Consider the following 22,816-nt stretch of genomic DNA (forward strand, 5'->3'; position numbering starts at 1 on the left):
TCGCATCATACACGAGAACCGCCGCGCGTTATCCTTTCAACGTCTCAGGATTAAGTTGCGCCTGCATCAGCGCACGTTCGGTGGCCGGACGCGAGCGGATACGCTGGAACCAGTTGTTTACCGCCGGGTACATTTCCAGATCGATGCGTTGACGCTGATGGGCATTGACCCACGGCCAGCAGGCAATATCCGCGATGCTGTAATGCTCGCCGCCCAGCCAGGGAGAAGCTTCCAGACGTTTATTGAGCACGTTATACAGCCGCTGCGTTTCCACCTGGTAACGCTCGATAGCATACGGGATGGCCTGCGGCGCGAAATGATTGAAATGATGATTTTGCCCCAGCATTGGCCCAAGCCCGCCAACCTGCCAGAACAGCCACTGCAGCGTAATATGACGCTCGCGCAGCTCGCCGCTCAGTAACATGCCGCTTTTTTCCGCCAGGTAAAGCAAAATTTCGCCAGACTCAAAAAGACTAAGCGGCGCGCCGCCGTCCGCAGGGGCGCGATCAACAATCGCGGGAATTTTATTATTGGGCGATATCGCCAGGAAATCGGGACGAAACTGGTTGCCCTTACTGATATCGACTTTGATCAGTCGGTAGTCCATTTCGGCTTCTTCAAGAAAGAGCGTAATCTTGTGTCCATTGGGCGTAGGGGCGTAATAGAGATCGATCATTTCAGCTCCAGCAAGCGTTTTATCTACGAGACAACCACAAGTATAGAAAGCCTGGCGTGTTGTGTGAGATTTCATCAGGTGACAGCGAACGAAAGACGCTTTATGTTGAAAGAAAAAAAACCATCAACATCGAGGAAGCTATGAGTAAACCTGTGATTACCCTCTGGTCAGACGCCAATTTTTTCTCCCCTTACGTGCTGTCTGCTTACGTCGCGCTCCAGGAAAAGGGGCTTCCTTTTACCCTGAAAACGGTGGATTTGGATCGCGGTGAACATCTCGCGCCTGGCTGGCAGGGTTACGCCCAGACGCGCCGGGTACCGCTGCTGGAGATTGACGGGTTCGAACTTAGCGAGTCGTCAGCTATTGCGGAGTATCTGGAAGATCGCTTTGCGCCGCCGACATGGGAGCGCATCTATCCTCTCGATCTTGAGAAACGTGCCCGGGCGCGGCAGATTCAGGCGTGGCTCCGGAGCGACCTGATGCCTGTCCGCGAGGAGCGCCCGACGGATGTGGTGTTCGGCGGCGTCAAGAAAGGGCCATTAAGCGACGCCGGGAAAGCCAGCGTGGAAAAGCTGTTTGCCACGGCGAGCCATCTGCTGGCTGACGGGACGCCGAACCTGTTCGGCGAATGGTGTCTGGCGGACACCGATCTGGCGCTGATGATCAACCGTCTGGCGCTCAACGGTGACGACGTGCCGACGCCGCTGGCGGAATATGCCGCGTTTCAATGGCAGCGCGCTTCTGTCCAGCGTTATATTGCGCTTTCCGCTAAGCGTACGGGCTGAAAAAGGGTCTACAATCCAGTATCATAGTGCGGTTTTTTTATGATGCGGAGGACGTGATGAAACTGATGTTTGCATCCGATATTCACGGTTCCTTACCGGCCACTGAGCGCGTGCTGGCGCTGTTTGCTCGCAGCGGCGCGCAATGGCTGGTGATACTGGGTGATATACTGAATCATGGGCCGCGTAACGCCTTACCTGAAGGCTACGCGCCTGCTGAGGTCGCCGGGCGGTTGAACGAATATGCGTCGCGGATTATCGCCGTGCGCGGCAACTGCGACAGCGAAGTGGATCAGATGTTGCTCCACTTTCCGCTCACCGCGCCGTGGCAGCAGGCGTTACTGGAAAACCAGCGGCTCTTTTTGACCCACGGTCATCTTTTTGGAGCGGAAAATCTGCCAGCGCTGCAGTCCAACGATGTGCTGGTGTACGGACATACTCATCTGCCGGTGGCAGAAAAGCGGGGCGATATATACCATTTCAATCCTGGCTCCGTGAGCATACCGAAGGGCGGCCATCCGGCGAGCTACGGAATGCTGGACGATAATGTATTGAGCGTAATCGCACTCAATGATCAAAGTATCATTGCGCAGGTGGCGATTAATTCGTAATTTACCCCCACATATGTAAATGCGCCGCAGAGTGCTAAGAAAAAGAAGGTTTCCTGATGGTGGAACAGCGTCGTTTGGCAAGTACGGAATGGGTGGATATTGTGAATGAAGACAACGAAGTCATCGCACAATCCAGCCGGGAACAGATGCGAGCGCAGTGCCTGCGTCATCGTGCAACCTATATCGTGGTACACGATGGGATGGGCAAAATTCTGGTGCAGCGTCGTACCGAGACAAAGGACTTTTTACCTGGCATGTTAGACGCCACGGCCGGTGGCGTCGTTCAGGCAGACGAACAACTGTTAGACTCTGCCCGCCGCGAAGCGGAGGAGGAACTGGGCATTGCGGGCGTTCCGTTCGCTGAACACGGTCAGTTCTACTTTGAAGATGAGCATTGCCGCGTCTGGGGCGCGCTGTTTAGCTGCGTATCGCATGGCCCCTTCGCCTTGCAGGAGGAAGAGGTCAGCGAAGTATGCTGGCTGACGCCGGAGGAAATTACCGCCCGCTGTGACGAATTCACCCCGGACTCGCTAAAAGCGCTGGCGCTGTGGATGACCCGCAACGCCAAAAACGAGTCTGCAAAAGGTGAGCGGCAGCAAGAAGAACAGCAAGAAAAACAGGAAGAGGCGGAATAACGCCTCAGCAACTGTCCCGCAGACATAAACTGGAGGCGATCGGCTGTTGATCGCGCCAGTTTCCATCCTGAATTCTTTCCAGTAAGGCCCGTCCGGCCTCAAGACCGATTTTGCGGTGCGGAACCGCCATCGTGGTCAGCGGAGGCTGACAGACCCGGCTGACGTCGCTGTCGCCAAACCCCACAACCGCCAGGTCGTCAGGGACTTTAATCCGTCGGCGCTGGCATTCATACAGGACGCCGCAGGCCAGTTCATCCGACACGCAGACCAGCGCATCCAGTTCCGGCCATGCCAGGATAAACTCCGGCAGTTGCGAAGCCCCGGTGGAAAAATTGGGCGGCAGGGCGGCGTTAATCACCCGGTTGGGCGACATATGATGGCGCAGCATCGCTTTATACCAGCCCTGCAAATGCTGTTGAAAGATCCACTGTTCCTGATTCGCACACAGCAGGCCAATGTTCTGGTAGCCACGTTGAATCAGCATCTCCGTCAGCTCAAACATGGCGGCCACGTTATCAATCCCGATATTCATATCAATGGGATCGGTACGGATCGCGCCAATCTCCATGACCGGAATCGACGCGTTCTTTAGCCAGTGTCGGACGGTGTCGCTGTGCTCGACGCTGAGCAATATCGCCGCGGCGATATTGGAAGCCAGCAGCGTTTCCAGCAATTTTTCTTCCTGCTCAAGACGGTGACGGGATTCCGCCAGCATGATCTGGTATCCGGCGGGTTGCAGAACATGCTGCAATCCGGCAAACATTTCTGAACATCCTGCTTCGGCAAGATTTGGCACCACCATCGCAATGGTACGTGACGATGCTGACGCCAGCGCGCTGGCGGCGAGATTCGGCATATATCCCAGCTCGTGGACAGCCGCGTCGATTTTCTCCCGCAGTTTATCGGAAACCTGCTCCGGCGTGCGCAAGGCACGCGAGACGGTCATGGTGCCGACACCCGCAAGCTGTGCGACATCGGCGATGGTCACTTTACCGGTACTACGCCGTTTTCGGGTTAGAGACATACAAATTCCTGCGCAATTACAACCAGTTGAGACGCTTTTTTATGATCGTTCTTTGCGTCACGTTTAGCGCAGTATACGCCTTAATTGTCCTTGTTTGCTCTGATTTCACACAGCAATCTGTTTTTGATAGCGCTATCACATATCTGAACGATAGCGTTTGATAGCGCTATCTTTGTGATTGCGATCGCAGATAAGGTGGTTGGGGTTGAATAAAGTTTGCTCATGTTAAGCCAAGAGAGAGGGACGATCGTGCTTGAAACCTGGTTAACGGATAACACGATTCAACTGCGTGAGCAGGTGAGCGACTGGCGGGAAGCGCTTGGGATTTGCGCCGGGCCGCTCCTGAAGGCGGGCGTCATTACGCCTGATTATGTTAGCGCTATCGTCGCACAACATCAGAAGCTGGGGCCGTATTATGTGCTGGCGCCCGGGCTGGCGATGCCGCATGCCCGCCCGGAGGAAGGCGCAAAGGCTATCGGCTTATCGCTACTGAAGCTGACGGACGGCGTGTCGTTTGGCGCAGGAGAAAATGATCCGGTTGATATTATTATTTTATTAGCCGCAGCGGATAAACACAGCCATATCGAAACGATTTCGGCCCTGGCTGAATTATTTTCAAACGATGACGATCTGGCGAAATTACATCAGGCAGCCACCCTGGAGGAGATTAAAAAAATAATTTCACGTTATTAATTTTACGCATGCCCCTGTATTGATGAAACATTACGCCTGCGCGTGATGCGAACAAACTCTACTTAAAAAAGGTAATAACAATGAAAATTATGGCTATTTGTGGCTCCGGCCTGGGCAGCAGTTTTATGGTCGAAATGAATATTAAAAAGGTGCTCAAAAAACTCAATATTGACGCTGAGGTGGAACATTCCGATCTCTCCTCGGCGACGCCGGGCGCCGCCGATCTCTTTGTGATGGCGAAAGATATTGCCGCCAGCGCCAGCGTGCCCGAGGCGCAACTGGTGGTAATCAATAACATTATCGATATCAATGAACTCGAAACACAGCTACGGGCATGGTTCGATAAACAATAATTCTGTCTGCACCCAATCCTTCGCGCTGTCTCACCACAGCGTGACCGCAAATATGCATCGAGGTGGCTATGTTTATCCTTGAAACGCTGAATTTTGTTGTTGATATTCTTAAAGTGCCTTCCGTACTGGTCGGCTTAATTGCGCTTATTGGCCTGGTGGCGCAAAAGAAAGCCTTTTCGGATGTCGTAAAGGGAACCATTAAAACAATTCTGGGGTTTATTGTTCTTGGCGGCGGGGCTACCGTTCTGGTCGGCTCGTTAAATCCGTTAGGCGGTATGTTTGAACACGCTTTTACTATCCAGGGGATTATTCCGAATAATGAAGCGATTGTCTCGATTGCGCTGGAAAAATACGGTGCCGCTACCGCACTGATTATGGCGTTCGGAATGGTGGCGAATATTATTGTCGCGCGCTTTACGCGGCTGAAATACATATTTTTAACCGGGCACCACACCTTTTACATGGCCTGTATGATCGGCGTGATCCTGACCGTCGCCGGTTTTGAGGGAGCGGGGCTGGTCTTTACCGGTTCGCTGATCCTCGGGTTGGTGATGGCCTTCTTCCCGGCATTGGCGCAACGCTACATGAAACGCATCACGGGTAGCGATGACATTGCCTTTGGTCACTTCGGTACCCTGGGGTATGTGCTGTCAGGCTGGATCGGCAGCGTGTGCGGTAAAGGCTCCCGTTCGACCGAAGAAATGAATCTGCCGAAGAATTTAAGCTTCCTGCGCGACAGTTCGATCTCCATTTCGCTGACCATGATGATCATCTATCTGATCATGGCGGTTAGCGCCGGTCGGGAGTATGTGGAAAGCACCTTCAGCGGCGGGCAGAACTATCTGGTCTACGCCATCATCATGGCGATTACCTTTGCCGCCGGGGTGTTCATTATCCTGCAAGGGGTTCGCCTCATCCTTGCGGAAATTGTTCCGGCGTTCACCGGCTTCTCTGAAAAACTGGTGCCCAACGCGCGTCCGGCGCTGGATTGCCCGGTGGTGTATCCCTATGCCCCCAACGCTGTGCTGATCGGCTTTTTGTTTAGCTTCCTCGGTGGGCTGGTGGGGCTGTTTCTGCTCGGGCAAATGAAGCTGGTGCTGATATTGCCAGGCGTCGTGCCGCACTTCTTCACGGGAGCGACGGCGGGGGTGTTCGGTAATGCCACCGGCGGCCGTCGTGGCGCTATGCTCGGCGCGTTCGCCAACGGTCTGTTGATTACCTTCCTCCCGGTGCTGCTCTTGCCGGTACTCGGCGCCATCGGCTTTGCCAACACCACCTTCTCGGATGCCGACTTTGGCGCGATTGGCATTGTGCTCGGTAACCTGGCCCGCTACCTGTCGCCCCTGGCGATAACCGGGCTGGTGGTCGGGCTGTTTGTTGTACTGGTCCTCTGGAATCTGTTCGCAAAGAACAAGACGGCGACAGGTCACTCAGCGGAAAATAACGGAGCCAAACCATGAATGTAAAAGAAGTGACGCAGTTGGCGCGGGATATTCGCGTTGCTACCCTGAAATCACTCACCCATCTGGGCTTCGGCCACTATGGCGGCAGTATGTCGGTGGTGGAAACCCTCGCGGTACTGTACGGCGCGGTAATGAAAATCGATCCGGCCGATCCGGACTGGCCGGAACGCGATAACTTTGTTCTCTCGAAAGGGCACGCGGGACCGGCGCTTTACAGCACGCTGGCGATCAAAGGCTATTTCCCGATCGACGAGTTGAACACGCTGAATCAGAACGGCACCCGGCTGCCCAGTCATCCGGATCGGCTGAAAACCCGTGGCGTGGACGTGACCACGGGATCGTTGGGGCAGGGGATCTCCATCGCCGCCGGAATGGCGCTCTCGCATAAGTTGGCGCAGCGTCCGAACCGGGTCTTCTGTATTGTCGGCGACGGTGAGCTGAACGAAGGACAGTGCTGGGAAGCGTTTCAGTTTATTGCTCATCATTGCCTCAACAACCTGACGGTGTTTGTTGACTGGAATAAGCAGCAACTGGACGGCGAGTTAGATGAAATTATTCGCCCGTTCAGCCTTGATGCAAAATTCCGCGCGTTTGGCTTCGATACCATCACGGTGAAGGGCGATGATATACCGGCGCTACTGGCTGCCGTCCAGCCAGTTCCCGAGGCGCAGGCCCGCCCACGGGTAATCATTCTTGACAGCATTAAAGGGCAAGGGGTGCCATGTCTTGAACAGTTGAGCAATTCTCATCACCTGCGCCTGACAGAGGACATGACGCAAACCCTGAATAACGCCATTCGCCAACTGGAGGTCACGCATGATTAATCTCGCGCCCGCAGGACAAAAAGATCGCGTGGAGATGCGCAAGGTATACGCCGGATTCGTGGCCCGGCAGATAAAAGACGGCAGCCCGATCATCGCGCTGGAAGCAGACCTGATGAGTTCAATGGCGATGGATGGCGTAGCCCGTGATTACCCGCAGCATGTGATTAACTGCGGCATTATGGAAGCTAACGTGATTGGCACCGCCGCGGGATTGGCGTTAACCGGGCGCAAGCCGTTCGTGCATACCTTCACCGCGTTTGCCAGCCGCCGCTGTTTCGATCAACTGTTTATGTCGCTGGACTACCAGCGAAATAACGTCAAGGTGATCGCCTCGGATGCGGGCGTCACCGCCTGTCATAACGGCGGTACGCACATGTCGTTTGAAGATATGGGGATCGTGCGTGGACTGGCGCACGCCATTGTGCTGGAGGTGACGGATGCGGTGATGTTTGAGGATATCCTGCGTCAGCTCATCGACCTTGAGGGATTCTACTGGGTCCGCACCATTCGTAAACAGGCGCCGAGTATCTACGCGTCCGGCTCGACGTTTACCATCGGTAAAGGCAACGTGCTGCGGGAAGGTAATGATATCACCCTGATTGCTAACGGAATCATGGTGGCCGAAGCGCTGGAGGCGGCGCGGCAGCTGGAGAGAAACGGGGTCAGCGCCGCGGTGATCGACATGTTCACCCTGAAACCTATCGATCGGATGCTGGTGAAAAACTACGCCGAGAAAACGGGACGCATCGTGACCTGCGAGAACCACAGTATTCACAACGGACTGGGGTCGGCGGTGGCGGAAGTGCTGGTGGAAACCTGTCCGGTGCCCATGCGTCGGGTCGGCGTAAAAGAACGTTACGGCCAGGTTGGCACGCAGGATTTTTTGCAGGAGGAATACGGGCTGACTGCCGCCGCGATTGTCGAAGCTGCAAAATCACTGCTGTGATGGCGTGAGGTTGATGCCGGATGACGACAGCGCCATCCGGCATGTTTCCTTACTGGTAGCCCATGATCTGCGCACCAACCACCAGCACGCTGGAGAAGGCAAACAGCAGACCAGCCAGGGCCAGCGCGGGCTTAATCCAACTGCGGAAATCGACCCGGCAAACGCCAAGCGTCGCCATTAACGATGCCGAGGTAGGATAAATAATATTGCTGAACCCGTCGCCTAACTGAAACGCCAGCACGGCCACCTGGCGATTAACGCCGACCAGATCGCTGAGCGGAGCCATCAGCGGCATGGTCAGCGCCGCCTGGCCTGAACCTGAGGTGACGAAGAAGTTGAACAGCGTCTGGAACAGCAGCATAAACCAGGCGGCGACCGCGGTGTGCAGCTCGCCAATGCCGCCAGCGATGGCGTTGAGGAGAGTATTCAACACGCTCGGCGTGCTGGCGTCGCCGTTACCCAGCAACAGCATAATGCCTTTGGCGAAGCCGACCAGCAGCGCGGGGGCAATCATGATTTTCGCCCCTTCGGTGAAGGCGTTCGCCATATCGTTTAGCGTCATGCCGTTCAGACGAAACACCACGCCGATCAGGCCGATAACGATGCCCATCGTGAAGAACTGACTGGCGATTTCAGGAATAAACCAGGCGTGGACGATAACGCCCCATATCACCCAGCCGATAGCGGCGGTTAGGATCGCTAATACCAGCCAGTCTCCCGCGCCCAGCTTGCGCTGTGTAATCTGCTGCTGCTGTTCGCGGAAAAAACGGTCAGACTGCCAGCAGGCAGAGCGCTCCGGCGATTTACGGATCCGTGACGCGTAAAGCAGCGTGAAGGCCATCGCCAGCAGTGTCGCCAGCAGCCAGATGATAATGCGCAGCCCCGAGCCGGAAAGTACGGGAACACCGGCAATCCCCTGCGCAATGACCACGCTGAACGGGTTCATCCATGACGTGGCGAAGCCGACCTGGGTTGCGACATAGGTCACCAGTACCGTGGTAATACTGTCATACCCTAAGCAAACCATCAGCGGGGCGATGATAATAGCGAAGGCGACCGCCTCTTCTCCCATACCGAACACTGCGCCACCGAGGGAAAAGAGCATAAACAGCACCGGTATGAACAGGATTTCATTGCCTTTGGTCCGGTTAATTAGCGCGAGGATACCGTTATCGATGGTGCCTGTGCGCATGACGATGCCAAAAGCGCCGCCAATCACCAGCATAAACATGATAATACCAATGGCGGAACCGTATTTATCGCCTGCCGTGAGCCCTTCAAAGGGAAAGTTCATGAGTCCCGCTCCGGCGTCGCCGGTCGAGAAGAACTGCACCCGGTTATACTGCGCTTCACCTGACGCGTCGGTCACGATGCGAAACGACGCAGGATCGACAACCTGGCGGCTTTTCTCAACGCCTTCCACCTGATAGTGAATTTTCTGCGTGTCAAATTGCCCGGCTGGGATCAGCCAAGTCAGGAGGCTGGTAAAAATCGCCACGAAAAAAATGATCACCAGCGTATCGGGCATAGCGAATTTTCTGCGTTGCGTGGGGTGAGAGGATGAAACCGAGGACATAGCATACCTTCCATGTAGCGTTTTAATGGAATAAGTATGCATTTTGATGAATATAAATGCAATTTGTAAGCGCGTTTTTTATGCCGGTTTCAGAATTTGCTACCGCACAGTGGGGGATTTTTAGGCAAAAAAAATCCGGATGCTTGCACATCCGGACGGTATTAACCCCCTTACTCGCTTAAGTGGCGAGAGGGGGAAAACGATTAGCCCTGCTGGGAAGACTGAATCGCGGTCAGTGCGATAGTGTAGACGATATCGTCTACCAGCGCGCCACGAGACAGGTCGTTCACCGGCTTGCGCATACCCTGCAGCATCGGCCCGATGGAGATCAGGTCGGCTGAACGCTGTACCGCTTTGTAGGTGGTGTTACCCGTGTTCAGATCCGGGAAGATAAACACGGTAGCGCGACCGGCAACCGGGGAGTTCGGCGCTTTGGATTTCGCCACGTCAGCCATTACCGCCGCGTCGTACTGCAGCGGACCGTCGATCATCAGGTCAGGACGTTTTTCCTGCGCAATGCGGGTTGCTTCACGGACTTTCTCTACGTCGCTACCTGCACCAGAGGTACCGGTAGAGTAGGAGAGCATCGCCACGCGCGGTTCGATACCGAAAGCAATTGCCGATTCAGCGGACTGAATGGCGATCTCAGCCAGTTGCTCAGCGGTCGGATCCGGGTTGATCGCGCAGTCGCCGTAAACATATACCTGTTCCGGCAGCAGCATAAAGAACACGGAAGAAACCAGGGAGCTACCCGGTGCGGTTTTGATCAGCTGCAGAGGCGGACGGATAGTGTTCGCGGTGGTGTGAACCGCACCGGACACCAGACCGTCAACTTCATCCTGCTCCAGCATCAGCGTACCGAGCACCACGTTGTCTTCCAGCTGTTCGCGGGCAACGGTTTCGGTCATGCCTTTGCTCTTACGCAGTTCGACCAGACGAGCGACATAGCTTTCGCGAACCACTTCCGGGTCAACGATTTCAATGCCGGCACCCAACTCAACGCCCTGAGAAGCGGCAACGCGGTTGATTTCATCCGGGTTACCTAACAGTACGCAGGTTGCGATACCGCGTTCAGCGCAGATCGCCGCCGCTTTCACGGTACGCGGCTCGTCGCCTTCCGGCAGGACCACACGCTTACCGGCTTTACGCGCCAGTTCGGTCAGCTGATAGCGGAACGCCGGCGGAGACAGACGGCGGCTACGCTCGGAGGTCGCGGTCAGAGAGTCAATCCAGTCAGCGTTGATGTAGTTAGCCACGTACTCCTGAACTTTCTCGATGCGCTCGTGATCGTCAACCGGCACTTCCAGGTTGAAGCTCTGCAGGCTCAGGGAGGTCTGCCAGGTGTTGGTGTTCACCATGAATACCGGCAGGCCGGTCGCAAATGCGCGCTCGCACAGTTTAGAAATGCGCGCGTCCATTTCGTAGCCGCCGGTCAGCAGCAGGGCGCCGATTTCCACGCCGTTCATCGCGGCCAGGCAGGCGGCAACCAGCACGTCAGGGCGGTCTGCGGATGTGACCAGCAGAGAACCGGCGCGGAAGTGCTCCAGCATGTGCGGAATGCTGCGCGCGCAGAAGGTCACAGATTTCACGCGACGGGTGTTGATATCGCCTTCGTTAACGATTGTCGCGTTCAGGTGACGCGCCATGTCGATCGCACGGGTGGCGATCAGATCAAAGCTCCACGGCACCGCGCCAAGAACCGGCAGCGGGCTGGATTCTTGCAGTTTAGCCGGATCAACTTTGATCACCTGCGCTTTTGACGAGTCGTCAAAAATCTCGGACAGGTCCGGACGGGTACGGCCCTGTTCATCCACCGGCGCGTTCAGTTTATTAACGATAACGCCCGTGATGTTGGTGTTTTTAGCGCCGCCGAAGCTGCTGCGCGTCAGTTCGATACGCTCGTTCAGCTGTTCCGGGGTGTCGGTACCCTGAGACATGACGAAAACGATTTCCGCGTTCAGCGTTTTTGCGATTTCGTAGTTCAGAGACTGCGCGAACTGGTGTTTACGGGTCGGAACCAGACCTTCAACCAGCACGACTTCCGCGTCTTTGGTGTTCGCGTGGTAGTTCGCGATGATCTCTTCCATCAGCACATCTTTCTGATTGCTGGACAGCAGAGATTCAACGTGGCTCATCTTCAACGGTTCAGCCGCTGGCAGATTGGAGTTCGCGCGAACGATAGTGGTGGTCTGGTCTGGCGCATCGCCGCCAGCACGCGGCTGAGCGATGGGCTTAAAGACGCTCAGACGAACGCCTTTGCGTTCCATAGCACGGATGACGCCGAGGCTGACGCTGGTCAGGCCGACGCTGGTTCCGGTAGGGATCAGCATAATAATTCGGGACACGATTTATCCTCTTTCGTTACCGCCGACATCGGCGGGTGACAAAACAGCACCGCCAGCATGGTGGCTGGCGGTGTGGTATCAGGCAGTCAGACGGCTCGCGTCTTGCGCGATAACCAGTTCTTCGTTGGTTGGGATCACCACTGCAGGACGGGTGCCTTCTTTGTTGATGAAGCCAGATTTACCGAAGCGTGCGGCCAGGTTACGTTCGTGATCGACTTCAAAGCCCAGCACGCCCAGTTTGCCCAGAGACAGTTCGCGAACCATCGCGGCGTTTTCACCAATGCCCCCGGTGAAGACGACAGCGTCCAGACGACCTTCCATCAGCGCGGTGTAGGAGCCGATGTATTTCGCCAGGCGGTGGCAGTAAACGTCCATCGCGCGCTTAGCGTCTTCTTTGGTCGCGTAGTTGTCTTCGACATAACGGCAATCGCTGGTCACTTCGGTCAGACCCAGCAGGCCGGACTCTTTGGTCAGCATCTTGTTGATCTGGTCAACGCTCATGCCCAGGGTGTCGTGCAGGTGGAAGATAATCGCCGGATCGATATCGCCGGAACGGGTACCCATCACCAGACCTTCCAGCGGAGTCAGACCCATAGAGGTATCAACGCACTTGCCGTTACGGATAGCGGAAACGGAACCGCCGTTGCCCAGGTGGCAGGTGATGATGTTCAGTTCTTCAACCGGCTTGTTCAGCATTTTTGCCGCTTCCTGAGTTACGAAGAAGTGGCTGGTGCCGTGTGCGCCATAACGACGAACGCCGTGTTCTTTGTACAGGCTGTACGGCAGGGCATACAGGTAAGATTCTTCCGGCATCGTTTGGTGGAACGCGGTGTCAAACACGGCGACGTTCTTGTCTTTCAGCTGCGGGAAGGATTTCAGTGCTTCGGCGATACCGATCAGGTGGGCCGGGTTATGCAGCGGTGCAAAAGAGGCGGAATCTTTGATACCCTGAATCACGGAGTCATCAATAACGACGGAGCTGGTGTACTTCTCGCCGCCGTGTACGATACGGTGACCGATTGCAGTCAACTGCGCAGACAGTTCTGGTTTTTGTGCCAGAATAGTATTAACGATAAAGTTCAGCGCTTCACTGTGAGCGGCGCCTGCGCCTAAAGCCGCTTCTTGTTTACTGCCGTCCATTTTCCATTTGATACGGGCTTCTGGAAGATGGAAACATTCGGCTAAACCAGAAAGGTATTCTTCACCATTAACTGCATCGATGATTGCAAATTTCAGTGAGGAGCTACCGCAGTTCAGAACCAGTACTAACTTACTCGACATGGAAGTACCTATTATTGATACGTGGCTAAAAAAACGTCAGGGAGCCATAGAGCGTAGCGCAGTGTGACGCTGACATTTATGATTAACATCATGCGCAGTTGTCTTTTTTGGCATGATGGAAGAAATACCTATGAGTCTATGCCATTTTGCGTATTTTTCAGCCAATGGCATACTATATGTCAATTTGACGACTCAATACTTTTGGACTACAGGCCAATGACAGGCCGCTACAGGATACCTGATAGTGGGTAGCAATGACAAAATGTTTTGAACGTTGTCCCTCATAGTTGTTGTTTTGCACAATTTTTTGAATTTTTATATGTGAAGTTGAGGTAAGCCATGTCGACGCCGGATCACCGCTCCGTAAATTTTTTCAGCCTTTTTCGCCGGGGGCAGCACTACTCGAAGACGTGGCCGATGGAAAAGCGCCTTGCGCCCGTCTTTGTGGAGAATCGCGTTATTCGGATGACCCGCTACGCCATCCGCTTTATGCCGCCGATTGCCGTTTTTACCCTGTGCTGGCAAATCGCCCTCGGCGGTCAATTGGGACCGGCCGTCGCCACCGCGCTGTTCGCGCTCAGTTTACCCATGCAGGGGCTGTGGTGGCTGGGTAAACGTTCCGTTACGCCGCTACCGCCTACAATTTTGAACTGGTTTTACGAAGTCAGGGGCAAATTACAGGAAGCCGGACAGGCGCTGGCCCCGGTTGAAGGCAAGCCGGACTACCAGGCGCTGGCTGACACGCTTAAGCGCGCCTTCAAACAACTGGATAAAACTTTCCTTGATGATTTGTAATTGACCCCGGATTACGCATATAAAAGAAGGCATATTGATGCCTTCTTTTTTTTCACTTTTTTCACCGCAGTAGAGTGATACAGGAGTCCCAAATGGAAATGACCAACGCTCAACGTCTTATTTTGTCTAACCAGTACAAAATGATGACCATGCTCGACCCGACCAACGCCGAGCGTTATCGTCGCCTGCAAACCATTATTGAACGCGGCTATGGCCTGCAAATGCGCGAACTGGATCGCGAGTTTGGCGAGCTTAAAGAAGAGACCTGCCGCACGGTGATCGACATCATGGAGATGTACCACGCGCTGCATGTTTCCTGGGCTAACCTGAAAGATGCGCAAAGCATCGACGAACGTCGCGTGACCTTCCTCGGCTTCGACGCCGCCACAGAGGCGCGTTACCTCGGCTATGTTCGTTTTATGGTCAATGTCGAAGGACGCTATACCCATTTTGACGCCGGCACGCACGGCTTCAACGCGCAAACCCCCATGTGGGAGAAGTACCAGCGCATGCTGAGCGCATGGCACGCCTGCCCGCGTCAATACCACCTGAGCGCCAACGAAATTAACCAAATTATCAACGCCTGAGGAGGTACACGTGCAGTGTAAAGGCTTTCTGTTTGATCTGGATGGAACGCTGGTCGATTCACTCCCCGCCGTCGAGCGAGCATGGTGTAACTGGGCCGATCGTTTTGGCCTGGCGCACGATGAGGTGCTCGGTTTTATTCATGGCAAGCAGGCGATTACCTCGCTGCGTCATTTTATGGCAGGTAAGCCTGAAGCGGAAATCGCCGCTGAGTTTACGCGTCTGGAGCAAATTGAAGCCACGGAAACGGCCGGTATCACTGCGCTGCCGGGGGCGATTGCCTTGCTCAACCATCTGAATAAATCCGGGATCCCGTGGGCGATTGTCACCTCTGGCTCTATGCCCGTTGCCCGCGCCCGCCATCAGGTGGCAGGGCTCCCCGCACCGGAGGTTTTTGTGACCGCCGAGCGCGTCAAACGCGGCAAGCCGGAACCGGACGCTTATCTGCTGGGCGCGCAGCTGTTGGGCCTGGCGCCCCATGAATGTGCGGTGGTGGAAGACGCGCCTGCGGGCGTGTTATCGGGCTTAGCGGCTGGCTGCCATGTTATCGCCGTTAATGCTCCGGCAGACACCCCACGTCTGGCGGACGTCGATTTTGCGCTGACCAGCCTCGAGCAGCTTTCGGTGACGAAACAGCCGAAGGGCAATGTGGTTGTACTCAGCAATACCTGATCATGATTTCGCCCCGGCTTGTCGGGGCTTTTTTATGGCAGAATCATGCCATCTTCTCATCTGACAAGGATAGGTTGTGAACGGTGAATTGATTTGGGTTCTTTCATTACTGGCTATTGCCGTAGTGTTATTTGCGACGGGCAGAGTGCGTATGGACGCGGTTGCTTTGCTGGTCATCGTGGCGTTTGTTCTGAGTGGAACGCTGACCCTCAGCGAAGCCTTTTCTGGCTTTAGCGATCCGAACGTGGTGTTGATTGCCGCGCTGTTTATTATCGGCGATGGGCTGGTGCGTACCGGCGTCGCCACTGTTATGGGCACCTGGCTGGTTAAAATGGCTGGCAGCAGCGAAATCAAAATGCTGGTGTTATTGATGCTGACCGTGGCCGGGCTGGGCGCCTTTATGAGTTCCACCGGAGTGGTTGCCATTTTTATCCCGGTGGTGTTAAGCGTCTCCATGCGTATGCAAACCTCGCCGTCGCGCCTGATGATGCCGCTCAGTTTTGCCGGGCTTATCAGCGGCATGATGACGCTGGTGGCGACGCCGCCAAACCTGGTGGTGAACAGCGAACTTCTGCGTGAAGGGTTTAGCGGATTCAGTTTTTTCAGCGTCACCCCCATTGGGCTGGTGGTCCTGGTGCTGGGTATTTTCTATATGCTGCTGATGCGCTTCATGCTGAAAGGCGATCCACAGGCGCAGCAGCGTGATGGCTGGAAACGCCGCACCTTCCGCGATCTGATCAAAGAGTACCGTCTGACCGGGCGAGCGCGCCGGCTGGCGATCCGCCCCGGGTCGCCGATGATTGGTCAGCGCCTTGACGATCTCAAACTGTGCGAACGCTACGGCGCTAACGTGATTGGCGTCGAGCGTTGGCGGCGTTTTCGCCGGGTGATCGTCAACGTCAATGGGGTATCTGAATTTCGTGCGCGTGACGTTTTGTTAATTGATATGTCCGCCGCCGATGTCGATCTGCGGGAGTTCTGTAGTGAACAACTTCTGGAGCCGATGGTGCTGCGCGGCGAATATTTCTCCGATCAGGCGCTGGACGTTGGCATGGCGGAGATCTCGCTGATTCCAGAATCGGAGCTGATCGGCAAGTCGGTACGAGAGATCGGCTTTCGTACTCGCTATGGGCTGAACGTGGTTGGCCTGAAGCGTGACGGCGTGGCAATCGAAGGATCGCTGGTCGACGAACCGCTGCTGATGGGCGACATTATTCTGGTGGTCGGTAACTGGAAACTGATCGGGATGCTGGCAAAGCAGGGACGAGACTTTGTGGCGCTGAACCTGCCGGAAGAGGTGAGCGAAGCATCGCCCGCGCACAGCCAGGCGCCGCACGCTATTTTCTGTCTGGTGCTGATGGTCGCACTGATGCTGACCGATGAAATCCCGAACCCCATCGCGGCGATTATCGCCTGTCTGCTGATGGGCAAATTTCGCTGTATTGACGCCGAAAGCGCCTATAAAGCGATTCACTGGCCAAGCATTATCCTGATTGTCGGCATGATGCCTTTCGCGCTGGCGCTGCAAAAAACCGGCGGCGTCGATCTGGTGGTGAAAGGATTGATGGACGTGGGCGGCGGCTACGGGCCGTATATGATGTTGGGCTGCTTGTTTGTGCTGTGCGCCACCATTGGCCTGTTTATCTCGAATACGGCAACCGCGGTGCTGATGGCGCCTATCGCGCTGGCAGCGGCGAAATCAATGGGCGTATCACCCTATCCGTTTGCGATGGTGGTGGCGATGGCGGCATCCGCGGCGTTTATGACGCCGGTCTCTTCGCCGGTCAACACGCTGGTGTTAGGACCGGGGAACTATAGCTTCAGCGATTTCGTGAAGCTTGGCGTACCGTTTACCGTTATCGTTATGGCGGTGTGCGTGGTGATGATCCCCATGCTGTTCCCGTTTTAACGGCAAGCCCGTCATGCCGGATGGCGGTCAATAACCGCGCCATCCGGCAAACCTTACAACGGTGAATCCTGACTGATCTCATCCAGCGACAAATGGAAACTCGGCACGAAGACCGCCATAAAATAATCCATTTCCGGGCTGCGACGGGACGCAAGCGTTTTTTCCAGCCGCGTTTTCGCCAGCAGAAACTCATTATTTCCCGCCGACAGTTCTTCCAGACATTTCAGGTAGGCGCAAAGGGCGTCGGCCTGCTTAACTATCGATTTTTCTTCATCGCTGTAAGCGTGTTCGTCAATCAGCGGCGCGAAGATATCCCGCAATTCGTCGGGCACCATATCCACCAGTTTCTGCTGGGCAATTTTTTCAATGGCTTTATATTCCTGCGCAATCTGCGAGTTGAAATATTTAACCGGCGTCGGCAGATCGCCAGTGAGTACCTCTGACGCATCATGGTACATCGCCAGCAGCGCAATACGTTCGGCATTCACCTGACCGGCAAATTTGCGATTTTTGATCGCCGCCAGCGCATGCGCCACCATCGCGACCTGTAGACTGTGCTCAGAGACGTTTTCCGTACGCACATTGCGCATCAAAGGCCAGCGGTTAATAAGTTTGAGGCGGGAGAGGTGGGCAAAAAAATGACTCTGCTTCATAGCGACCTTTTCGAGTTAACAACCTGAACGTCATTGTGTGCAGAGAAAGGGGGCGGATGCAAATACTCTTCAACGAGGCATTGCATCCGGCCCGGGGCAGATTACAGCTGGTGATAACCTGACAGGAAGCGGGCAAATTTATTTAGCGACATTTCGATGTCATCGATGCGCGGCAGGGTGACAATACGCACGTGATCCGGCCACGGCCAGTTAAATGCGGTCCCCTGCACCAGCAGCACTTTTTCCTGCAGCAGGAAATCGAGCACCATTTTTTGGTCGTCATGAATATTGAAACGTTTTGCGTCGATTTTCGGGAACATGTACAGCGCGCCGCGCGGCTTCACGCAGGAGACGCCTGGAATGTCGTTGATCAGTTCCCATGCGCGGTTGCGCTGCTCATAAAGACGACCTCCGGGCATGATAAATTCGCTGATGCTCTGATAACCGCCCAGCGCGGTTTGAATGGCGTGCTGGGCCGGAACGTTGGCGCAAAGACGCATCGAGGCCAGCATTTCCAGTCCTTCAATGTACCCTTTAGCGTGCTTTTTCGGCCCGTTGAGCACCATCCAGCCCTGACGGAAACCGGCAACGCGGTAGGTTTTGGACAGGCCGTTAAAGGTGACAGTCAGCAGATCCGGCGCCATGGCGGCAATGGAGTGATGCTCTGCATCGTCATAGAGAATTTTGTCGTAGATCTCATCGGCAAAAATGATCAGGTTGTTCTGGCGGGCGATCTCGACGATCTCCATCAACAACGCTTTCGAATAGACAGCGCCGGTGGGGTTGTTTGGGTTAATGATGACGATGCCTCGGGTGCGCGGGGTGATTTTCGCGCGGATGTCGTCAAGATCCGGGAACCAGTCAGAAGATTCATCACAAAGATAATGCACGGCGTTACCGCCGGAGAGCGCGACCGCCGCCGTCCACAGCGGATAATCCGGCGCGGGCACCAGCATTTCATCCCCGCTATTCAACAGCGCCTGCATCGCCTGAACAATCAATTCAGAGACGCCGTTACCGATGTAGATATCTTCAACAGTAACGTCACGCATCCCGCGCGCCTGATAATGCTGCATGATGGCTTTACGCGCGGAGTAAAGGCCTTTCGAGTCGGAATAGCCCTGTGCGGTAGGCAAATTGCGGATCACGTCGACCAGAATTTCATCGGGCGCGTCAAAACCAAAAGGGGCGGGGTTGCCAATGTTCAGTTTAAGAACCTTATTGCCTTCTTCTTCAAGACGTTTCGCTTCTTTCAGAACCGGACCGCGGATGTCGTAACAGACATTATCTAATTTGCTGGATTTTTCTATGGGGGACATGAATCTTGACCTTTAAGCTGTTATCGCCACTCCCTGCCGTGGAAGTCAGCTTGAAACAATGTACTCCCCCAGCGGTGCGTTTTGAAGGCTTTGCAGAAGAAGATTTTGCAAAATTGTGAAGTGATAATCTACTGTTAATGACTGAAATTAACTGTTTGTGTGGTTTTATATTCTGAATTTTTATTTGTATGTGGTTTTATAAGCTAAATTGTTGGCGTTAATGGGGCTGATTCTGTTGTTTGAAAAATAACGCGACGGCGTGAAGAGGAAAAACGTTGCGTCTCTGTTATTTGCATAATTCGTAAATAGTGAACGATTAATCCTGAAGCGTGTTTATGGCCAGCGGGTGATACCGTTAGCTGTAAAACTAATGTTAAGCAAGGTTTATGATTGCCTCCAATTCATATTAATTATTATTTAATATTTAAAAAGGCTTTACGTAACGCGTTATTATTAATGAGGTAGTTTGCCGAACCTAACAAATCTTTGCATCAGATTATTCGCATTAAGGCTTATAAATAAAGTGGTTTTAGGTTAAGATACAAGGGACGAATGACGTGCGGTCCGCATTATTTGCTAATATTCAGGACGGATAAATGTGGCTAACTTACTGCCATATATGCTTATTTCTCGTTGATGTATGCTCGGCTCTTTTCTTGTTCTTACCATTTTGGCATCAGCTCGGGTAGAAATCCGCGTTCACTTAATAGGTGAGGCCGTTCTTGATGAAATATCCTGAGAAATTGCGTCAGGTATTATTACTGAAGAAAGGGAGTAGCATTTCACCCGTCACATGATATACATATTTACTTTCACCCTGTTACATCGGGATATCCTGCTAAGGAAGCGCATTACAAAAGGAATTGCTTGTTTTTGTATGCACAGCATTAACGAGCTCAAAATGAGCCGCCAGTAAGTGAAAAATTATGATAAACGCAAATCGTCCGATAATTAACCTCGACCTCGATCTGCTGAGAACATTTGTTGCTGTTGCCGATCTGAACACTTTTGCAGCAGCAGCTGCTGCGGTGTGTCGTACGCAGTCGGCGGTGAGCCAGCAAATGCAGCGTCTTGAGCAACTCGTAGGGAAAGAACTTTTCGCTCGTCACGGTCGTAACAAACTGTTGACGGAACACGGCATTCAGCTTCTGGGTTATGCCCGGAAAATCTTACGTTTCAACGATGAGGCGTGCTCATCTTTGATGTTCAGCAATCTTCAGGGGGTATTAACAATCGGCGCCTCTGATGAATCTGCCGACACCATTCTGCCTTTTCTTCTGAATCGCATTAGTTCGGTTTATCCGAAATTAGCGCTGGATGTCAGGGTGAAGCGTAATGCCTATGTCGTCGACATGCTGCAATCGCAGGAAGTCGATCTGATCGTGACCACCAATCGTCCCACTTCTGTGGACTTTCTGACGTTACGCACTTCACCTACCCACTGGTATTGCGCGGCGGAATATGTGTTGCAAAAAGGCGAACCGGTACCGCTGGTGCTACTGGACGATCCCAGCCCTTTTCGCGACGTGGTGCTAAAGACCCTGAACGCCGCGAACATTCCCTGGCGTCTGGCTTATGTGGCCTCTACGCTGCCGGCGGTTCGCGCGGCGGTGAAGGCCGGTCTTGGCGTAACGGCGCGTCCGGTTGAAATGATGAGCCCGGATCTGCGTGTACTTGGCGCCGTGGACGGTTTACCGCCGCTGCCCGACACCGAGTATCTGCTCTGTCGCGATCCGGCCAGTCAGAATGAGCTGGCGCAGGTTATCTTTCAGGCGATGGATTCCTGGCAAAATCCCTGGCAATACAGTTCGATTACCCCGGAAGGGGGAGATGACTCGGTGCTGGTCGAAGGGGACTTCGAGTAACGCTTTGCGTTCATCGGTTAAAAATTGTGTTTGTAAAAAAGAGCCACTGATGATGAAAAAACATCCAGTGGTTCTTTTTTTGTACTAATATCGTTAACGGGCAGGAGAAAAAGGGCAAAATTCCTCAAAAATCAGCGAGTAGAAATCACGCTTAACCATTGCGCAAAAAACACGCTAAAACCGAACCGCTGTTTTTGCATGTTAAAAAAAGCGAGAAATTGTTGCTGTTTTTTATGGTGAATTAACAAAAGCGTGTCACAGATCAAGAAAATACTCCCTTTTAGGGGAAGGCATTTGCCCTAATTCCTGTCAAAATAGGCGCGCTTTTTTCCTTTACCTCACTACGGACACGATTCAACAACCGCGATTTTAGGCAGTGAGTCGATCGACACGGCGCTAAAACGCATTAAATGTTAAGGTTGTTGTGGTCATGTAAATTAATGTGAGGAAACTTTTGTTAAAGTTGACAAAAGGTTATAGAAAGGAGTAAAAAACCCCATCAATTGGCTGTGTAAAACGATTTTCTACAGTGATTGTAAGGTTTTTTTTATTCCTCCCCATGAATCGATGTGGCGTTCATCTGCCGATAAGAGCAGAGAATTTGGCGCTACTTTTGATGAGTAAGCAATGAGTATGTCAACATCCACTGAAGTCATCGCTCATCACTGGGCATTCGCTATCTTTCTTATTGTTGCCATTGGCCTGTGCTGCCTGATGCTCATCGGCGGTTGGTTTTTAGGCGGTCGCGCACGCGCGAGGTCAAAAAACACCCCGTTTGAATCAGGTATCGACTCGGTCGGCACCGCCCGCTTACGCCTGTCCGCCAAGTTTTATCTGGTGGCCATGTTCTTCGTTATCTTCGACGTTGAAGCGCTGTATCTGTTCGCATGGTCAACTTCTATTCGCGAAAGCGGCTGGGTTGGCTTTGTGGAAGCCGCAATTTTTATTTTTGTGTTACTGGCAGGTCTGGTTTATCTGGTGCGTATTGGCGCGCTGGACTGGACGCCCGCGCGTTCACGCCGCGAGCGTATGAACCCGGAAACGAACAGTATCGCTAATCGTCAACGCTAACCGCGAGGCATTAAGATGGATTATACGCTCACCCGCATAGATCCTAACGGTGAGAATGACCGTTACCCCCTGCAAAAACAGGAGATCGTAACCGACCCCCTGGAGCAAGAAGTCAACAAAAACGTGTTCATGGGCAAACTGCATGACATGGTTAACTGGGGGCGTAAAAACTCTATTTGGCCGTACAACTTCGGCCTTTCCTGCTGCTACGTTGAAATGGTGACCTCGTTTACCGCCGTGCATGACGTGGCGCGTTTTGGCGCGGAAGTATTGCGTGCGTCGCCGCGTCAGGCTGACCTGATGGTAGTGGCAGGCACCTGCTTTACCAAAATGGCGCCGGTGATTCAGCGCCTTTATGACCAGATGCTGGAGCCGAAATGGGTGATCTCCATGGGCGCATGCGCTAACTCCGGCGGTATGTACGATATTTATTCGGTTGTGCAGGGGGTCGACAAATTTATCCCTGTGGATGTTTACATCCCGGGTTGCCCGCCTCGTCCGGAAGCGTACATGCAGGCGTTAATGCTGTTACAGGATTCGATCGGCAAAGAGCGCCGTCCGCTCTCCTGGGTGGTGGGCGATCAGGGCGTTTATCGCGCCAACATGCAGTCAGAGCGCGAGCGTAAGCGCGGCGAACGCATTGCAGTAACCAATCTGCGTACACCAGACGAGATTTAATTTGCGCCTGTCGGCAGCAGCGTATGACTTCGCTAATTATTAGATAGACACAAAATCGTT

At 53.8% G+C, this 22,816-nt stretch carries 22 protein-coding genes; 15 read left to right on the top strand and 7 right to left on the bottom strand.

Annotation, left to right across the window (positions count from 1 at the left end):
• Positions 1-28: 28 nt before the first annotated feature.
• Positions 29-676: a GSH-dependent disulfide bond oxidoreductase gene (gene yfcG, locus HVX72_RS06785; protein WP_181822823.1), complete on the bottom strand. Its 648-nt coding sequence runs from the start codon at positions 674-676 to the stop codon at positions 29-31.
• A gap of 140 nt (positions 677-816) precedes the next feature.
• Between yfcG and yfcF the strand changes: the two genes are divergently transcribed.
• The 3 genes from yfcF to yfcD are packed head-to-tail and all read left to right on the top strand — an operon-like array spanning position 817 to position 2,704.
• Positions 817-1,461, top strand: coding sequence for a glutathione transferase (gene yfcF, locus HVX72_RS06790; RefSeq protein ID WP_042290718.1), 645 nt, complete (start codon positions 817-819; stop codon positions 1,459-1,461).
• 56 nt (positions 1,462-1,517) lie between these two features.
• A complete protein-coding gene (gene yfcE / locus HVX72_RS06795; RefSeq protein WP_042290716.1) occupies positions 1,518-2,069 on the top strand; it encodes a phosphodiesterase in 552 nt (183 codons plus the stop codon).
• Positions 2,070-2,125: 56 nt separating this feature from the next.
• On the top strand, positions 2,126-2,704 hold the full coding sequence (gene yfcD / locus HVX72_RS06800; protein ID WP_042290714.1) for an NUDIX hydrolase YfcD: 579 nt from the start codon (positions 2,126-2,128) through the stop codon (positions 2,702-2,704).
• 4 nt (positions 2,705-2,708) lie between these two features.
• On the opposite strand, the gene HVX72_RS06805 is transcribed toward yfcD, so the two are convergent.
• Positions 2,709-3,728 (bottom strand): LacI family DNA-binding transcriptional regulator, encoded by a 1,020-nt coding sequence (locus HVX72_RS06805; protein ID WP_181822824.1) that lies wholly within the window; start codon positions 3,726-3,728, stop codon positions 2,709-2,711.
• A 249-nt stretch (positions 3,729-3,977) separates the two neighbouring features.
• Between HVX72_RS06805 and HVX72_RS06810 the strand changes: the two genes are divergently transcribed.
• From HVX72_RS06810 to HVX72_RS06830, 5 genes are all read left to right on the top strand, one after another.
• Complete coding sequence (locus tag HVX72_RS06810) at positions 3,978-4,421, top strand: PTS sugar transporter subunit IIA (RefSeq protein WP_181822825.1); 444 nt, start codon at positions 3,978-3,980, stop codon at positions 4,419-4,421.
• Between the two features lie 80 nt (positions 4,422-4,501).
• Positions 4,502-4,774 (top strand): PTS sugar transporter subunit IIB, encoded by a 273-nt coding sequence (locus tag HVX72_RS06815; RefSeq protein WP_042290710.1) that lies wholly within the window; start codon positions 4,502-4,504, stop codon positions 4,772-4,774.
• Positions 4,775-4,842: 68 nt separating this feature from the next.
• Complete coding sequence (locus HVX72_RS06820) at positions 4,843-6,234, top strand: PTS ascorbate transporter subunit IIC (protein ID WP_042290708.1); 1,392 nt, start codon at positions 4,843-4,845, stop codon at positions 6,232-6,234.
• Positions 6,231-7,061 (top strand): transketolase, encoded by an 831-nt coding sequence (locus HVX72_RS06825; protein ID WP_181822826.1) that lies wholly within the window; start codon positions 6,231-6,233, stop codon positions 7,059-7,061. Before HVX72_RS06820 ends, HVX72_RS06825 begins: the two co-directional genes overlap by 4 nt.
• Entirely contained in the window at positions 7,054-8,007 is a 954-nt protein-coding gene (locus tag HVX72_RS06830) for a transketolase family protein (RefSeq protein WP_181822827.1), read from the top strand. The genes HVX72_RS06825 and HVX72_RS06830 overlap by 8 nt, the downstream gene beginning before the upstream one ends.
• A gap of 49 nt (positions 8,008-8,056) precedes the next feature.
• On the opposite strand, the gene yfcC is transcribed toward HVX72_RS06830, so the two are convergent.
• From yfcC to ackA, 3 genes are all read right to left on the bottom strand, one after another.
• Positions 8,057-9,583 (bottom strand): putative basic amino acid antiporter YfcC, encoded by a 1,527-nt coding sequence (yfcC, locus tag HVX72_RS06835; protein ID WP_060570106.1) that lies wholly within the window; start codon positions 9,581-9,583, stop codon positions 8,057-8,059.
• 203 nt (positions 9,584-9,786) lie between these two features.
• Positions 9,787-11,928, bottom strand: a complete 2,142-nt coding sequence (gene pta, locus HVX72_RS06840) for a phosphate acetyltransferase (RefSeq protein ID WP_042290703.1) — start codon at positions 11,926-11,928, stop codon at positions 9,787-9,789.
• 78 nt (positions 11,929-12,006) lie between these two features.
• Entirely contained in the window at positions 12,007-13,209 is a 1,203-nt protein-coding gene (gene ackA / locus HVX72_RS06845) for an acetate kinase (RefSeq protein WP_042290701.1), read from the bottom strand.
• A 339-nt stretch (positions 13,210-13,548) separates the two neighbouring features.
• On the opposite strand from ackA, the gene yfbV reads away from it, so the two are divergent.
• The 4 genes from yfbV (at position 13,549) to HVX72_RS06865 (ending at position 17,170) form a co-directional block, all read left to right on the top strand.
• Positions 13,549-14,004: a terminus macrodomain insulation protein YfbV gene (gene yfbV, locus HVX72_RS06850; RefSeq protein WP_042290699.1), complete on the top strand. Its 456-nt coding sequence runs from the start codon at positions 13,549-13,551 to the stop codon at positions 14,002-14,004.
• A 92-nt stretch (positions 14,005-14,096) separates the two neighbouring features.
• Positions 14,097-14,591, top strand: a complete 495-nt coding sequence (locus tag HVX72_RS06855) for a YfbU family protein (protein WP_042290698.1) — start codon at positions 14,097-14,099, stop codon at positions 14,589-14,591.
• Positions 14,592-14,601: 10 nt separating this feature from the next.
• Positions 14,602-15,261, top strand: coding sequence for a sugar phosphatase (locus HVX72_RS06860; protein ID WP_042290696.1), 660 nt, complete (start codon positions 14,602-14,604; stop codon positions 15,259-15,261).
• 76 nt (positions 15,262-15,337) lie between these two features.
• Positions 15,338-17,170 carry an SLC13 family permease gene (locus HVX72_RS06865; RefSeq protein WP_181822828.1) on the top strand — a complete coding sequence of 611 codons (1,833 nt, stop codon included), beginning with the start codon at positions 15,338-15,340 and terminating at the stop codon, positions 17,168-17,170.
• 53 nt (positions 17,171-17,223) lie between these two features.
• Here HVX72_RS06865 and yfbR read toward each other — a convergent pair whose 3' ends face one another.
• Both yfbR and alaA read right to left on the bottom strand, forming a co-directional pair.
• Positions 17,224-17,823 carry a 5'-deoxynucleotidase gene (gene yfbR, locus HVX72_RS06870; protein ID WP_042290691.1) on the bottom strand — a complete coding sequence of 200 codons (600 nt, stop codon included), beginning with the start codon at positions 17,821-17,823 and terminating at the stop codon, positions 17,224-17,226.
• A gap of 101 nt (positions 17,824-17,924) precedes the next feature.
• Complete coding sequence (alaA, locus tag HVX72_RS06875; RefSeq protein WP_042290688.1) at positions 17,925-19,142, bottom strand: alanine transaminase AlaA; 1,218 nt, start codon at positions 19,140-19,142, stop codon at positions 17,925-17,927.
• Positions 19,143-20,068: 926 nt separating this feature from the next.
• Between alaA and lrhA the strand changes: the two genes are divergently transcribed.
• The 3 genes from lrhA to nuoB all read left to right on the top strand — a co-directional run bounded on the left by lrhA (position 20,069) and on the right by nuoB (position 22,756).
• Positions 20,069-21,007, top strand: coding sequence for a transcriptional regulator LrhA (gene lrhA / locus HVX72_RS06880; RefSeq protein ID WP_042290686.1), 939 nt, complete (start codon positions 20,069-20,071; stop codon positions 21,005-21,007).
• A gap of 627 nt (positions 21,008-21,634) precedes the next feature.
• Entirely contained in the window at positions 21,635-22,078 is a 444-nt protein-coding gene (gene nuoA, locus HVX72_RS06885) for an NADH-quinone oxidoreductase subunit NuoA (RefSeq protein WP_042317806.1), read from the top strand.
• 15 nt (positions 22,079-22,093) lie between these two features.
• On the top strand, positions 22,094-22,756 hold the full coding sequence (gene nuoB, locus HVX72_RS06890; protein WP_003028075.1) for an NADH-quinone oxidoreductase subunit NuoB: 663 nt from the start codon (positions 22,094-22,096) through the stop codon (positions 22,754-22,756).
• Positions 22,757-22,816: the final 60 nt, after the last annotated feature.

Origin of the sequence: Citrobacter sp. RHB21-C05, from assembly GCF_013889015.1 — a bacterium.
In the GTDB taxonomy this organism is placed as follows: domain Bacteria; phylum Pseudomonadota; class Gammaproteobacteria; order Enterobacterales; family Enterobacteriaceae; genus Citrobacter_A; species Citrobacter_A sedlakii.

Bases quoted from the DNA above. Each gene is read 5' to 3' on its own strand.
- yfcG (WP_181822823.1), bottom strand. From the start codon at position 676: ATGATCGATCTCTATTACGCCCCTACGCCCAATGGACACAAGATTACG.
- yfcF (WP_042290718.1), top strand. From the start codon at position 817: ATGAGTAAACCTGTGATTACCCTCTGGTCAGACGCCAATTTTTTCTCC.
- yfcE (WP_042290716.1), top strand. From the start codon at position 1,518: ATGAAACTGATGTTTGCATCCGATATTCACGGTTCCTTACCGGCCACT.
- yfcD (WP_042290714.1), top strand. From the start codon at position 2,126: ATGGTGGAACAGCGTCGTTTGGCAAGTACGGAATGGGTGGATATTGTG.
- HVX72_RS06805 (WP_181822824.1), bottom strand. From the start codon at position 3,728: ATGTCTCTAACCCGAAAACGGCGTAGTACCGGTAAAGTGACCATCGCC.
- HVX72_RS06815 (WP_042290710.1), top strand. From the start codon at position 4,502: ATGAAAATTATGGCTATTTGTGGCTCCGGCCTGGGCAGCAGTTTTATG.
- HVX72_RS06820 (WP_042290708.1), top strand. From the start codon at position 4,843: ATGTTTATCCTTGAAACGCTGAATTTTGTTGTTGATATTCTTAAAGTG.
- HVX72_RS06825 (WP_181822826.1), top strand. From the start codon at position 6,231: ATGAATGTAAAAGAAGTGACGCAGTTGGCGCGGGATATTCGCGTTGCT.
- HVX72_RS06830 (WP_181822827.1), top strand. From the start codon at position 7,054: ATGATTAATCTCGCGCCCGCAGGACAAAAAGATCGCGTGGAGATGCGC.
- yfcC (WP_060570106.1), bottom strand. From the start codon at position 9,583: ATGTCCTCGGTTTCATCCTCTCACCCCACGCAACGCAGAAAATTCGCT.
- ackA (WP_042290701.1), bottom strand. From the start codon at position 13,209: ATGTCGAGTAAGTTAGTACTGGTTCTGAACTGCGGTAGCTCCTCACTG.
- yfbV (WP_042290699.1), top strand. From the start codon at position 13,549: ATGTCGACGCCGGATCACCGCTCCGTAAATTTTTTCAGCCTTTTTCGC.
- HVX72_RS06855 (WP_042290698.1), top strand. From the start codon at position 14,097: ATGGAAATGACCAACGCTCAACGTCTTATTTTGTCTAACCAGTACAAA.
- yfbR (WP_042290691.1), bottom strand. From the start codon at position 17,823: ATGAAGCAGAGTCATTTTTTTGCCCACCTCTCCCGCCTCAAACTTATT.
- alaA (WP_042290688.1), bottom strand. From the start codon at position 19,142: ATGTCCCCCATAGAAAAATCCAGCAAATTAGATAATGTCTGTTACGAC.
- lrhA (WP_042290686.1), top strand. From the start codon at position 20,069: ATGATAAACGCAAATCGTCCGATAATTAACCTCGACCTCGATCTGCTG.
- nuoA (WP_042317806.1), top strand. From the start codon at position 21,635: ATGAGTATGTCAACATCCACTGAAGTCATCGCTCATCACTGGGCATTC.
- nuoB (WP_003028075.1), top strand. From the start codon at position 22,094: ATGGATTATACGCTCACCCGCATAGATCCTAACGGTGAGAATGACCGT.